The organism is Paraburkholderia atlantica, assembly GCF_000092885.1.
GTDB classification, from domain to species: domain Bacteria; phylum Pseudomonadota; class Gammaproteobacteria; order Burkholderiales; family Burkholderiaceae; genus Paraburkholderia; species Paraburkholderia atlantica.
In genome coordinates this window covers 2,303,595-2,317,310 of the sequence record NC_014118.1, presented here as the reverse complement: position 1 = coordinate 2,317,310, position 13,716 = coordinate 2,303,595, and the positions used below count along the sequence as shown (strand labels likewise).

Here is a 13,716-nt window from a genome sequence, read left to right as displayed (position 1 = left end):
ATTGGGATGTCGAGGACGATCGGCGTCGATTGTGGTCATCGGCGGGATCTGCGGCAAACGATATCTATGCACTACCTATTGCGTTTTCCGCATGACCCCGCAGCGGGCCATACAAGGCGCTAGCTACACCACGTTCTTCTCGATGATCGGCCGGTTTTCAAGCACACGCGCGAAGCTCAGTGAACCGAGATCGAGCGTTGCATAGCGGCCATGCAGAATCAATTCGCTGATGCCGCGTCCGGTTGCCGGACCCTGCTGCAGACCGTGGCCGCTGAAGCCGTTCGCGAAGATGCAGTTATCGACGTCCGGATGATGGCCAATGATCGCGTTCTGATCGAGCACGTTGTATTCGTAATAGCCGGACCAGCAGTTCTGCACGCGCAGCGCCTCGAATTGCGGCACGCGATTCGCGAGCGTCGGCCAGATCACGTCGTCGAATAGCGCGTGATCGACTTCGTCGAGCGGTAGATCGTCGGGGTCGTTATCGGCCGATGGCGACGTGCCGCAGATATACGAATTGCCTTCGGGCCGGAAGTACACGCCGCTCGGATCGATCAGCAGCGGACAGCGTTCGAGCCTTGCCGGCGACGTGACGTTGAAGATACTGCGCCGCCGCGCATAGACCGGCAGGTCGATGCCGATCATCTGCGCGATCTTGCGCGACCATGCGCCGGCCGCGTTGACGACGACGTCGCAAGCGTAGGTCTCGCCGTCCGCGGTTCGTACCTGCGTGACGCGCTTGCCGTCGCGATGCAGCGCGGTGACGTCGGCCGCAACATAGCGCGCGCCGAGCGCCTGTGCTTTCTTGCGCAGCGCCTGCACGAGACCGTAGCCGTCGAACCAGCCCTCACCGCTTTCGCCGTAAGCGCCGGCAACGAGGTCGTCGGTATTGAGCCAGGGGAAGCGCGTTTGCAAGCCATGCGTGTCGAGCAGGCTGATATCCGCGCCGAGGCTTCTTTGCAGCGCGTGATTCTCGCGCAGCGTCGCTTCACCGGCCGATGTCGCGAGAAACAGGTAGCCGCCTTCGTGCAGATCGATCGACGGTCGCATGCCGTCGACTTCGAGCCGCTCGCCGATCGAGCGCAGAAACTCGATGCCGAACAGCGACATCTGAATGGAAAGCGGCGTCGAAAACTGCTGACGGATCGATGCCGCCGACAAGGCCGACGACGAACGCGCATAGGTCGGATCGCGTTCGATCACCGTGACGCCGACTGTCGGATCGGACAGCCTCAAGAAATACGCAATCGAACTGCCGATCACCCCACCGCCGACGATCACGACTTTCGAACTCACGTCTTACTCCACGGGTAACGGGCCGCTCCGGGAACGCCGGGCGGCAAACGGATTGCTGTCCGCAACGCGCGGCTGTGGCGCGCCTGACGGCGACGCCACACTGCGCGCCTCAGTCGAGATTGAAGTCGATACCCTGCGCCAGCGGCAGCGCCGACGAGTAGTTCACGGTATTGGTCGCGCGGCGCATATACGCCTTCCACGCATCCGAACCCGACTCGCGGCCGCCGCCCGTTTCCTTCTCGCCGCCAAACGCCCCGCCGATCTCCGCGCCGCTCGGACCGATGTTGACGTTGGCGATGCCGCAGTCGCTGCCCGACGCGGACAGGAAGCGCTCAGCTTCGCGCAGGTCGCTCGTGAACACGCACGACGACAGACCATGATGCGCGGCATTGTTCGCCTCGATCGCATCGGCGAAGTCGGCATAGCGCAGCACGTATAGGATCGGCGCGAAGGTTTCCTTCAGCACGACCGGCGTTTGCGACGGCATCTCGACGATGGCCGGACGCACGTAGTAGCCGCCCTCGTAACCCTTCACTTCGACGCGCTCGCCGCCGAACACCTTGCCGCCCTCGGCCTTCGCCTGCTGCAGCGCTTCCTGCATGCGGTCGAACGATTGACGGTCGATCAGCGGCCCCATCAGCGTGCCCTTTTCGAGCGGATTGCCGATCGGCACGCGGCTATACAGCTGCTTCAGACGCTCGACGGTCTTTTCGTACACGCTGTCGTGCACGAACAGGCGCCGCAGCGTCGTGCAGCGCTGGCCGGCCGTGCCGACCGCCGAGAACAGGATGCCGCGCATCGCGAGTTCATGGTCGGCCGTCTGCGCGACGATGCCCGCGTTGTTGCCGCCGAGTTCGAGCAGCGAGCGGCCGAAGCGCTTCGCCACTTCGACGCCGACCTTGCGGCCCATTTCCGTGCTGCCCGTCGCGCTGACGATCGACGCGCGCGGATCGGCCACGAGCTTTTCGCCGACGTCGCGGCCGCCGATGATCAACGCGGCGAGGCCAGCCGGCGCGTCGCCGAATTCCTTCAGCGCGTCTTCGAGAATCTTGTTCACCGCCAGCGCCGACAGCGGCGTCTTTTCCGACGGCTTCCAGATCACCGCGTTGCCGCACACCAGCGCGAGCGCCGCATTCCACGACCACACCGCCACCGGGAAATTGAACGCGGAGATCACGACGCAGGTGCCGAGCGGATGCCACGACTCCGCCATCCGATGCCCCGGGCGCTCGGACGCGATCGTCAAGCCGTACAACTGGCGCGACAGGCCGACCGCGAAATCGCAGATGTCGATCATTTCCTGCACTTCGCCCATGCCTTCCTGCAGGATCTTGCCGGTCTCCAGCGAGACGAGGCTGCCGAGCGCGTGCTTCTGTTCGCGCAGTCGATTTCCAAGCAGCCGCACCAGCTCGCCGCGGCGCGGCGCCGGCACGTTGCGCCACACGGCGAACGCGTCCTTGGCACGGGCGAGCGCCGCGTCGACCTCAGCCTCCGTCTGGCTGGCCACACGGCCGATGAACTTGCCGGTGATCGGCGAATGAACCGCGATTTCGCCGGCTTGCGCGGCTTGGGCAATGCCGAGATCGGCGAGGATGGTGGACGCGTCCATGTGAACCCCTTTGATTTCCGATGCGAAACAAGAGTAAGTTCGGAAACTATACACGCGGGTTTTTGTGGCGGCAAGCAGATGCGGGGGGAGTGAAATGCCGGTTGACAAAAGGCGGTGCTGTTTCCAGAAGGAAACTTAATCAGACTTCGGGCGGGTGCGCAAGCCCGCGCGTCAAGCGTCAGGCATCAGTCGCGCCGTCCCCTTCCGCCGCCGCCATCAATCGGTCTACCAGCACACGTGCGAACGGCGGCAAGTCTTTCAGACTGCGCACGCAGAGCTTCAGCTTACGCTCGGCCCACGGATCGTTCAGCCCGACGATCGCGATCTGCATCGTTTTTCGGTGCCGCAGCGCGACGGACTCCGGCACGATGCCGATTCCGACACCCGCCTCGATCATCCGGCACGCGGCCTCGAAGTTGCCGACCTGAATGCGAAGTTTGAGACGCGCGCCGAGCGCATCGGCGGCGCTCATGATGAATGCGTGGATCGCGCTCGACGTCGGCAGGCTCACGAAGTTCGCGTTCAGCACCTGCGAGAAATCGACCGACGCCTGCCTCGCGAACGGATGCTCGCACGACGTCACGAGCACGAGCCGATCGTCGCGATACGGCAGCATCTGCAGATGCTCGGCGTGCACGTTGCCCGCGACGATGCCGATATCCGTCGCGCTGTCGGCGACACCCTTGACGATCTCGCCGCTCAGCACTTCGCGCAGATCGATGTTCACGTCCGGGTGATCGCGCAGAAAACGGCTCAGCACGGCCGGCAGGAACTCGCTGATCGCGGTCGTGTTGGCCCAGATGCGCACGTGGCCCTTGATGCCGTCGCCGTACTCCTGCATATCGCCGGCCAGATGCTCGACGCGTTCGAGCACGAGCCGCGCGTGATGCACGAAGGCCTCGCCCGCGGGTGTCGGCGTCACGCCCTGGCTGGTCCGATAGAGCAACTTGACGCCGAGCTGCTCCTCGAGATTCTTGACCCGGTTGCTGGCGGCGGGCGCCGACAGGTGCGAACGCTCCGCCGCACGCGCGAGGTTGCGCGTGTCGGCGATGTGCAGGAGCAGGCGTAAATCGACGAAATCGAAGTGCATGATGAAAGCTGCTAGCAAAGCAAGGGCAGGACAGACTTTCATCTTAACCAGGTGCGGTGAAAATTTAGCCGGGGAAAGATCCGAATCTACGGCCCCCCTTCATGCGCGTACGGCCTAAGCCGACTCTTGCATCATCTCCGCTTGCGGTATCAGCTCTGCATCGGGGGAAATCTCTTCGAGCGTCTGCTGACTCGTTTCGATGCGCAGCGCGAGAATCGCGATGCTCAGCAACAACAGCACGCCACCGACCATCGTCAGCACGCCCGTCACGCCGAACTGCGTGTACAGCAGCAGCGCGACGTACGGTGTCGACATCGACGCCGCGCGGCCGCACGTGCCGGCCACGCCGGTACCGCGCAAGCGATGCGCGGTCGGAAACAGCTCGGGGATATAGCCGAACAGGCCCAGCGTGCAGACGGTGTAGATCGTCGTGACGAGCGCGAAGCCGACGACCGCAATTGGCACCGGCGCGCGCATCTGCACGTAGACGAAGCCGAGCACGATCGTTGCGAGCGAGAACAGCACGATGCCGTTGCGTCGCCCGAGGCGGTCCGTCACGAGATAACCGACCACGGCGCCGGCCGGCGCGCCGAACGACATCAGCAGCACGAAACCGAGCGACTGCACGATGGTCAAGCCTTCCTTGACGAAGAATGTCGGCAGCCACGCGACAAAACCGTACAGCGACATGTTGATCGCCATGCAGGTCAGCGCGGCGACCAGCGTGCGGCCGAGCATGCCGCGCGCGAACAGCGCCGAGAACGGCGCGGCCGGCACCTCGTGACTGACCACGCGCGCGACCGGCGGCAGCTTGCCGACGCGCGCCTCGACTTGTCGCTCGATCGCCGCGACGGTAGCCTCCGCCTCTTCGAGCCGGCCAACCGTTTCGAGCCAGCGCGGCGACTCCGGCATCCGATGCCGCAGGAACCACACGATCATCGCGCCGACGCCCGCGATCGCGAACATGTAGCGCCAGCCGAGATGTGGAATCACCCAATAGCCGACCGCGGTCGCGCCGAGCAGACCGGAGTTGATGATCAGCGCGAGCAACGCGGTCCAGCGGCCGCGCGTGGCGGGTGGCACGAATTCGCATAGCGTGCCGGCGGCGACCACGAGTTCGGCGCCGAGGCCGATGCCCATGATGAAGCGAAGCAGGATCAGCCAGTAGATGTCCGGCGCGAAGCAGGCGGCGAGCGATGCGAGGCCGAAGATCGCGAGATTGGCTTGATACGAATAGCGCCGGCCGAAGCGGTCGCCGAGATAGCCCGAAAGGCCCGCGCCGATCATCATGCCCATGAAGGTCGCCGAGATGAAGAACGAGCCGAGGCGCAGATCGGTGAAGCCGGTTTTGACCATCGCCGCGAGCGCGCCGTTGGCGAGATAGATGTCGAAGGCGTCGAGGAAAGCGCCCGCGCCGATCAGGCCGAGGATGTTCCAGTGGAAGCGGCTGATCGGCAGACGGTCGAGGCGTGCGCCGGAGTTGATGGGGGCTGGCAAATTGTGTCTCCTGTCTTTTTGGGCGGGGCACTGGCGAGAGGCTCGCGTGCGCGGAACAGTTCTGCGAGGCTGCCTTCGTTGGATGCGGCCGACTCGGGGCAGAGCGCTGAACGGCCGTAGTTGGATCTTGCGGGCCGCTGGCTTCAAGAGTGCGACAGGCGACGTGGGGTGGGAATTGGGTTTTTTGGAGGTGAGTGTTCCGGTTTGATTAAGGGAACGGAAAAGAAGCGATTTGCATACCTGAAAGGCTGCCGAGCGTAAGAGTCTGGTTCTCCAATTCCAGGAATAAATTCTTCCCAAAAATCGGACTACGGCCTACTCTGTCGATGTACTGCCTCCGGATGTTGGCCGGCCATGCCCATTTCCAAAGCGGCCCGATATCGAGATTCGGAGCCGGTCCCACCGGATGAATTGGATGTAGACGCGCAAGCTGCTCAGGAGAACATACCGGGCATTCAGGTAAATCCTCGGAGGCAGAATGGTTGATGACTGGTCCTGCACGATGCGGACGATCGTCGACGAAATCGCCGCAAGCGTCGCGATCATCGGGCGCGATGAGAGGGGGCAGCTATTGGTTTCCGCCTGCAACGACCAATTCATGCAAATGACGGGCGGCAAGCGCAACAGCATCAAATCGTTCCCGGCGTCTTTCGACACGCTGATACCCAATTACGCACGCACCGAATTCCGTCAGAAGCTCAGCGAATGCTTTGAATCCGGCGTCGCCCGCGAACTCGAGCAGGCTTATGACCTGAGAGACGGAACCCACTGGTGGCGCCTGTCGTTGAAGCCGCTGCGGCACAACAGGGGCGCGAACCCGGTGATCGAAATCATGGTGACGGGTCTCGAGATCACCGCAAAGATGGAGTTGATGCACGAGCTGGAAGTCAGCACGTCGCGTTTCCGCTCGGTGGTGGATGCCGCCTATGACGCGATCATTACGATCGATCAGCAGCACTGCATCACTCTGTTCAATCGCGCTGCAGAAAACCTTTTCGGCTATTCGGCCGAGGAGATGGTGGGGCACCCCATCACGGAACTGCTGCCCGAGCGTTATCGCGCCAATCACTCCCAATACGTTCATCAATTCGCCCGCTCGCCGGTGCGCTCACGGCAAATGGACGAGCGCAACCGCGTCTATGGGCTGCATCGCGACGGCTCGCTGCTGCCCGTCGAGATCGCGATCTCGAAGATCAATGTGGGCGGCCTGATCGAATTCACCGCCGTGATTCGCGACATCGCCGATCGTGTTCAATTGATGGATCTACTCCAGAAGCAGGCCGTGACCGACGAGCTGACCGGCCTGCCCAATCGAAGGGAATTCGCGGACACGGTCGAGAACCTGCTGGCGTCGGACAGCAAGCTTTCGATCTTTCTCCTCGATATCGATTACTTCAAGAAGATCAACGACAGTTTCGGACACGACATCGGCGACGAAGTGCTGCGCGTGATGGCCAAAGTCGTCATGAGCGCCGATTGGCGCATCGGCGTGTTTGCGCGCTGGGGCGGCGAGGAGTTCGTCGCCGCGCTGCCGGGCCTCGATATCGAACAGGCGACGAGCGTGGCCGAAAACCTGCGCCAGACGATCGAGCAGCAGAACTTCGAGCATCCGTGGCGGCTCGGCAAACCGATTCCGTTTACGGTCAGCATCGGCGTGACCGAGCGCCGACCTGGTGAGAATGACGTCGGCGCCATCGTCAAGCGCGCGGACCTGGCGTTGTATCGCGCCAAGGACAGCGGCCGGAACCGCGTAGAGGTTGGTTAATGCAGGCCGTTTGTGTAACGGCCACTCACTAGTGGGCGCTTGCCAACTCGGCGACGAAGTCCAGAAAGGCGCGCGTCTTCGCCGGAATGTGATGGCGTGACGGATAGCAGGCGTACAGGGGATAGCGCTCGTCAGGCCAGTCGGGAAAGAGGTTGATCAGCCGCCCTTCGGCAATCAGGTGCTCGGCACCGAACAGAAGCATCTGCGCGATCCCGGAGCCAGCGAGGCACGCGTTCAGTAGCGCGCCAGGGTCGTTCACCGTCAATCGTCCCCGCGGCGCAATCACAACGTGCTTGCGTTTGCGATGGAATTCCCAGGGAAACGGCTTGCCTGTCTCCGAGTTGCGGAATTCCAGGCATCGGTGGCTCGGGCCTTCGAGGTCTTCCGGCTTTGCCGGGCGCCCGCGTCGTGCAATGTACGACGGTGCGGCAACTGTGACCACGGCCGTGTCGAGCAGCTTGCGTGCGACGAGAGTCGACGTCCTCGGCTCGCCGAACCGCAGCGCGAGATCGAAGCCCTCGAGAACGAGATCGCCGAGATGGTCGCGCGCGATGAACTCGATCTCGAGCTCGGGATGCGCATCCATGAACTGATCGAGTCGTTGGCCGAGTATCGCCCGGTAACACACCGGATCGAGGTTGACCCGCAACTTTCCCCGCACCGCCGATGCGCCGCCAGCCGCGGCCACGGCGGCCTCCTCCAAGCCTGCGAGGTGCGGCATGACCTGCTCGTAAAAACGGCGGCCCTCGTCCGTCAGGGATACGGACCGTGTAGTTCGATTGAAGAGCCGGATCTTCAATCTCTTTTCCAGCCTTGCAATCGCCCGGCTCACGCCGGGCGGCGACATTCCGATCACTTCCGACGCAGCCGCGAACGTACCGGCGTCGACTACCGCCGCAAACACGCTAATCCCGCTCGAAAAATTTTCGATCCTCGATTTCATGGTCGCGCGAATCAAAGCAGGTGGTGACTGAGCCGGCATTATCGCCGGCCCAAGACCCGTCGCGCCATTTATCCGGCTGCATGGTTCTGCGCGGCCGCTTCTCTACCGTCGGCCTGAGTGACAGTGTCACTGCGATCCGTCCTCGTATTGATGAACCATGCGGAAACCGAAGCCAGCAAGAAGCAGCCGACGAAAAGGTGGAAAACGACATTGAAGTCGTTATTCGTCCTGGTCAGGATGTAACCGACGATCAGCGGAGAAAGAAATCCTGCCAGTTGACCCGCTGCATTGACAAAGCCGATTGCCGACCCGACGACCTTGTTCGGCAGCGCGACGTTCGGGATCGTGTACAAAGAACAGCCGGCCATGGTCGAGAAGAAATAGCCGATCGTCTGATAGAACACCGCCGTTTCCGCGGTCTCCGCATGGGCCGTCAGATAGGCAAAGATGGCGGCCACGATGCAGCCTAGGACGACCAGCAGTTCGCGACGATTGCGGAAGAACTTGTCGGAGAGAAAGCCCGTGATGCAATAGGCAATCGTGCCGACCAGAAATGGCACCGACGCCATAATGCCCATTTTGGCCGTCGAAAGGCCGCGCGCTTTCAGCAGATACGTCGGGAACCAGCTCATGATGCCCCACGAGGCGATGCTGAATACGAACAAGGTGACAAAGCACCACCAGACCAGCGGCGTTTTCACCAGTCCAGCAAAATCCGCTTTGCCGGCGGAGCCAGACTGAGCCTTTTCGCTGGTGCCGATTTCCTCTAATTCGATATTCGAAACGTGCTTGCTATCCGTCGGGCTGTTTCTGATGTAGATCCAGCCGAATATCGCCATCGCGATACCGGGGATAAACAGACTCGTGAAAATCGCGCGCCATCCCCACGCGGCCATCACGGCCGCCACGAACAGTGGCGCCAGCGCGGGTCCCAACGCATTCGTGGTCATCATCAGCCCGGTCGCCCGGCCCAATTCACGCTTCGGGAACCATGCCGATAGTGCCTTGAACGCGGCCGGAGGAAAGAGCGCTTCGCCGACGCCGAATGCGACCCGCACCACCAGCATCAAGCCGAGCGAATTGCACAGTCCGGTAAGCGCGGTGAAAATCGTCCACCACGTGATGCCGATCGTCGTCATCAGTCGCGGGCCGAATCTGTCTGCAAGCAGGCCGGCCGGAATCTGACATAGCGCGTAGCTGAAGAAGAACGCACTGAGGATTCCTCCCATCTCCATCGCCGACAGATGAAACTCCGACGCAATAAATGGAATAGCCGCTGCCATGATCATTCTGTCCATGTAACAGAGCAGATAGATCGCGAACAGAATCAGCAGCACGAGATAGCGATGTCTCCAACGAAAGCGCATGAGGTCTTCCTTCTAATTAAGCGACAGCGGCGAAGCGAAATTCGGGTTCTAGCCGGTCAGTTGGCGATATGAGAACGACTTGAAGTCGGCAGGCTCGCGAAAGCCGAGCATGTCGTTGACGGTGATACCTGCGAAAGCCCCCGTGAAGCCGATTGGGGTCGCATATTCGTCGCTCAGTTTCGTGAAATCCTTTTCCAGTCCGAGATCCTTCCAGTCACCCTGCGTCAAGCGATAGAAGAAGCGCAATTTCGCGTCCACGACGCGAATTCGCAGGTCGATGCCGGTGGACTCGGGCAGCGTCGCCAGTCGATTGCTGTAGGCGAAGCTGCCGGCATCCATTTCCATGTAGGACAGGATTTTCGTGCCGTCGTCGTCGCGCGTGACGAACAGGTAGTAGAAGGTGTTTTCGTCGTAACGCGCCATGAGTCCAGCCATGTGCAGATATGACTTCGGCGAAAATTCCAGCGCCGTTTCGACTTCGAACTGCCAGTCACGGATGCGACAGGCCAGCATGCTCTGATGGAAGCGCGAAGTCGGTGACTCTTGACCCCTTATCCGCAGATAGCCCGGACGATCGTGAAGATTGCACCAGTCGTCGCTAATGGGAATGCGTAGACTCTGCAGTTCCAGCGGCAGAGCGGCACATTGTCCAAAATCGATCGCCCAACTGCTGTCGAGCCTTTGGTCGATATCCGAGTCGATCGCGAAGGTTTCGGCGGGAACCACCCCGCCAGTGGCGAGACGAGGCCAGTCTGCATGCCATTCGATCGGCGCGATGCAGGTCTCACGTCCTAGCGGCGAGCGCTTCGTTTGCGCGTCGATTGGTCTCGATCCGAGGAACGTCATGTACCACTGGCCGTTCGGACCCTCGACCAGATTGCCGTGGCCGGTCCGCTGGATCCGTCCATTCGCGTCGCGCGACGTGAGCATCGGCGTGTCAGGATGAAGCTCGTATGGACCGAAGATATCGCGGGACCTGGATACACACGTTGCCTGCGTATAGCCTGTGCCGCCCTCCGCCGTGATCAGGTAGTACCAGTCCCCCTTCTTCAGCAAATGGGGAGCCTCGTATATCTGACATTTCATGAAGTAATCGGTCTTCAGGTTGGCGCCTTTGTAGATGACGCGCTCTTCACCGATCAACTTTTCCTCCTGTACCGAGTATTCCCGCAGAACGATTCCGACGAAAAGATCTTCGTAGATTCCTCTGAAGTCGCGCCGGATATAAGCGAGCCACTTTTTGCCGGATTCGTCGTGGAACAGGGATGGATCGTATCCACCGGACACGAGATGCACCGGCTCTGACCAAGGTCCAGTGATGTCCGGCGCGGTCACGAGGTAGTTATGCATGTCGCGCAGCGGGGAGATCTTCTGCTCGCCTTTCCATGCCTTGGTGTCGGTATAGACGAGCCAGTAAAGACCGTCGTGATAGGACAGGGCCGGTGCCCATATGCCTCCGGACGGCTGCTCTCCGATCAGGTTCAATTGCGATAACCTGTCCAGAGGAGTGGCCCTGAGTTCCCAGTTGACGAAGTCTTTCGATTCGTAAATGAGAACGCCCGGATACCATTCAAACGTTGAAACCGCGATATACCACGCATCCTTGCCACGGCATACGCAAGGGTCCGGATTAAAGCCGCGCAGAACTGGATTTTGAATAGTACTCATCGAGAGGGTATTTACCTGACGTGCTGAAAGGAACGGGTCTTCTCTTCTTTTCCGGCGAGTTTTGTTACCGCTAACAATTCAATCTAGCATGTGATCTGCTAACTATTCAAGTGCGATGATGGAAGGGTATTCCCTTGCGTGAGATGCTTACCGGTACATCGTCCGAATGACCGACAGGCGATGAATAGGAATCCTGCTATGAAGGCACGACGAAAACCACATTGTCAGAAGCTTCCGGAATTGCCCAAAACTCTCCGCGCCCGCAGGATCACCGGCATATCGACCATCCGCCCATCCACCGCAACCGCGGCGCCGTGGTTCGCTTCGACGGCAGAAAGCACCCGTCGCGCCCACTCCACTTCGGTGTCGCTCCATGCATATGCACGGTGCACCGCGTCGATCTGCTTCGGATGAATGCAGAGCTTGCCGCCGAAACCAAACCGCCGCCCGCGCCGCGCATCGGCTTGCACCGCATCAGCATCGGTAATGGTCGTCGACACGCCATCCACTGGCGCACCGATGCCAGCCAGCCTCGACGCAAGCACGATTTGCGAGCGAAACAAATGCAACTCCTCGTCATCCCCATCTATGCCGAGATCGACCTGAAAATCCAGCGTTCCGAACACGATACGCAGCACGCGCGGCGCGCTACACAACTCGGCAAGATTCGCGAACGCGCGCGCAGTCTCGATAATCGGCAGTACGCTCAACGCCCGATGCGCGTTCGCCAGCACCGCGCAGATCTGTTCGCGCGTCTCGGCCTTCGGCAGCACGATTCCCGCGACGCCACTCTGCCCAACGAGCGCCGCAACGTCGTCTGGAAACCATTGCGTACCCGAGCCATTGATACGCACCCACGCGGCCCGCGATGCGTTGGCCGATACCGCGGCCACCACCGCCGCGCGCGCCGGCACTTTCTGATCCGGCTGCACCGCGTCTTCCAGATCGAGAATCACCGCATCCGCGCCGGCCGCATAGGCCTTGTCGAACCGCTCAGGCCGATTGCCAGGCACGAACAGATATGACCGGGGCAGCGCGCTCATGCTGCCACCGTCGTGCGCGAAGTTGCATCGAATAGCGGGCCAATCTGCGTCTCCTCCGCGACACGCCACGCGCGGCGGAGCAGTTGCGCCGCCTCCTCGTCACTAGCCGCACCCGAGAATGCCGCCAGCCGATGCAGCTTCGTCGCAATCTCGCCGCGCGACAACGTGTTCCCCGGATCGCCCTTCGGCTCATCGACACGCCCGTCGAACACGCGACCGTCGGTCGTGGTCACCGTGACCTTGCCTATCCAGCGTGCGGGATAGGCGGCGTCGACTTCAGCATCGAGCGCCATCGTGACCTTGTCGCGAAACACAACGATCTCGTTCGCGTCGAAACCCTGCTCGAATTCGGTCACGCCCGCATAGCCGTGATGCGCGACGAGCCCGAGCACCGTGCCCATGTTGAACTTGGCCTGATGCGCGGTACGCGGCGCGATCACGGGACCGAGCACATCGATCGCGCCTTGATGCACGTGCGCGACGACCTTCACGATGTCGCGCGGCGCGAGACGATGCGCCTGCACCACAGCGAGCAGCGCATCGGCGGCCGGATGCGTATGGCGGCACGCCGCGTGATACTTGAACGACGTCTCCGCGGTCGCCCAGCGGCTGCCGAGCCGATCGACGAGGCGCGCCGGATCGGCATCGCTCGACATGCCCGCGGCCATGCCCTGCGCGCCTTCGAGGATATGCGTCGCGCCCTTGAAGCCGTCGGCGGCGAGTTGCGCGGCCATCAGGCCGTTCGCGGCGGCCATTGCGGTGTGCAGTTGCTTCGAGTCGGCGGCGTCGCGCAGAAATTCCCACAGGCCGCTCGCCTGCGTGCCCGCCGAGCCGAACGCGTCGAGCATCTGCGACGGCGACAAACCCAGCAAACGTCCTGCAGTTGCCGCCGCCGCGAGCGTGCCGACCGTGCCCGTGGTGTGAAACACCTTGTAGTGCGAGCGCCCGAGAAATTCGCCGATGCGAATGCCGACCTCGTAGCCCGCCACGGCCGCCGCGATGAAGTCGCGCCCTGACGCTCGCTTTGCCTGTGCCAACGCGAGCGCAACCGGAAACACGACGGTCGCCGGATGAAACACCGAGCCATTGTGCACGTCGTCCTGTTCGGCGAAATGCGATGCAGCGCCGTTGATCATCGCGGCGAAATACGGCGTGGTGCGGCCGCGATCGATCAGCACCTCGCAGAGGCCCTCGTTGGTCGCACCGGCCGCCGCGCGCGCAAACCGGGCGACCGTCTCGACCGGGCGAGCGCCTTTGCCGGCCAGCGCCGAGCCGAGCCAATCGACGTACAGGTTGACGGTCCGCTCGACGACCTCATGCGGCACGCTGTCGAAGTCGAGTTGCGCGGCGAAAGTGGCAAGCGTGAGACTGGGATGGTCGTTCATGAGTGTCGTGCGCCGTGTTATGCCAGGCTACATTTGGTTCGCTCGAAATACCG

At 62.0% G+C, this 13,716-nt stretch carries 10 protein-coding genes; 1 reads left to right on the top strand and 9 read right to left on the bottom strand.

The features are described from left to right. Nucleotides 1-123: 123 nt before the first annotated feature. From BC1002_RS26410 to BC1002_RS26395, 4 genes are all read right to left on the bottom strand, one after another. Nucleotides 124-1,296, bottom strand: a complete 1,173-nt coding sequence (locus BC1002_RS26410) for an NAD(P)/FAD-dependent oxidoreductase (RefSeq protein ID WP_013093061.1) — start codon at nt 1,294-1,296, stop codon at nt 124-126. A gap of 109 nt (nt 1,297-1,405) precedes the next feature. Next, nucleotides 1,406-2,905 carry an L-piperidine-6-carboxylate dehydrogenase gene (gene amaB, locus BC1002_RS26405; protein WP_013093060.1) on the bottom strand — a complete coding sequence of 500 codons (1,500 nt, stop codon included), beginning with the start codon at nt 2,903-2,905 and terminating at the stop codon, nt 1,406-1,408. 178 nt (nt 2,906-3,083) lie between these two features. Then, nucleotides 3,084-3,995, bottom strand: a complete 912-nt coding sequence (locus BC1002_RS26400) for a LysR family transcriptional regulator (RefSeq protein ID WP_013093059.1) — start codon at nt 3,993-3,995, stop codon at nt 3,084-3,086. A 114-nt stretch (nt 3,996-4,109) separates the two neighbouring features. Beyond that, on the bottom strand, nt 4,110-5,492 hold the full coding sequence (locus BC1002_RS26395) for an MFS transporter (protein ID WP_013093058.1): 1,383 nt from the start codon (nt 5,490-5,492) through the stop codon (nt 4,110-4,112). Between the two features lie 478 nt (nt 5,493-5,970). Between BC1002_RS26395 and BC1002_RS26390 the strand changes: the two genes are divergently transcribed. Then, nucleotides 5,971-7,257: a sensor domain-containing diguanylate cyclase gene (locus BC1002_RS26390; protein ID WP_013093057.1), complete on the top strand. Its 1,287-nt coding sequence runs from the start codon at nt 5,971-5,973 to the stop codon at nt 7,255-7,257. A 28-nt stretch (nt 7,258-7,285) separates the two neighbouring features. Here BC1002_RS26390 and BC1002_RS26385 read toward each other — a convergent pair whose 3' ends face one another. The 5 genes from BC1002_RS26385 to BC1002_RS26365 form a co-directional block, all read right to left on the bottom strand. Continuing rightward, a complete protein-coding gene (locus tag BC1002_RS26385) occupies nt 7,286-8,200 on the bottom strand; it encodes a LysR family transcriptional regulator (RefSeq protein ID WP_013093056.1) in 915 nt (304 codons plus the stop codon). A gap of 68 nt (nt 8,201-8,268) precedes the next feature. After that, nucleotides 8,269-9,567, bottom strand: coding sequence for an MFS transporter (locus BC1002_RS26380; protein WP_013093055.1), 1,299 nt, complete (start codon nt 9,565-9,567; stop codon nt 8,269-8,271). A 48-nt stretch (nt 9,568-9,615) separates the two neighbouring features. After that, a complete protein-coding gene (locus tag BC1002_RS26375; protein ID WP_013093054.1) occupies nt 9,616-11,235 on the bottom strand; it encodes a glycoside hydrolase family 43 protein in 1,620 nt (539 codons plus the stop codon). 224 nt (nt 11,236-11,459) lie between these two features. Then, complete coding sequence (locus BC1002_RS26370) at nt 11,460-12,278, bottom strand: HpcH/HpaI aldolase/citrate lyase family protein (protein WP_013093053.1); 819 nt, start codon at nt 12,276-12,278, stop codon at nt 11,460-11,462. Next, nucleotides 12,275-13,663, bottom strand: coding sequence for an MmgE/PrpD family protein (locus BC1002_RS26365; RefSeq protein ID WP_013093052.1), 1,389 nt, complete (start codon nt 13,661-13,663; stop codon nt 12,275-12,277). Before BC1002_RS26365 ends, BC1002_RS26370 begins: the two co-directional genes overlap by 4 nt. Between the last annotated feature and the right edge of the window lie 53 nt (nt 13,664-13,716).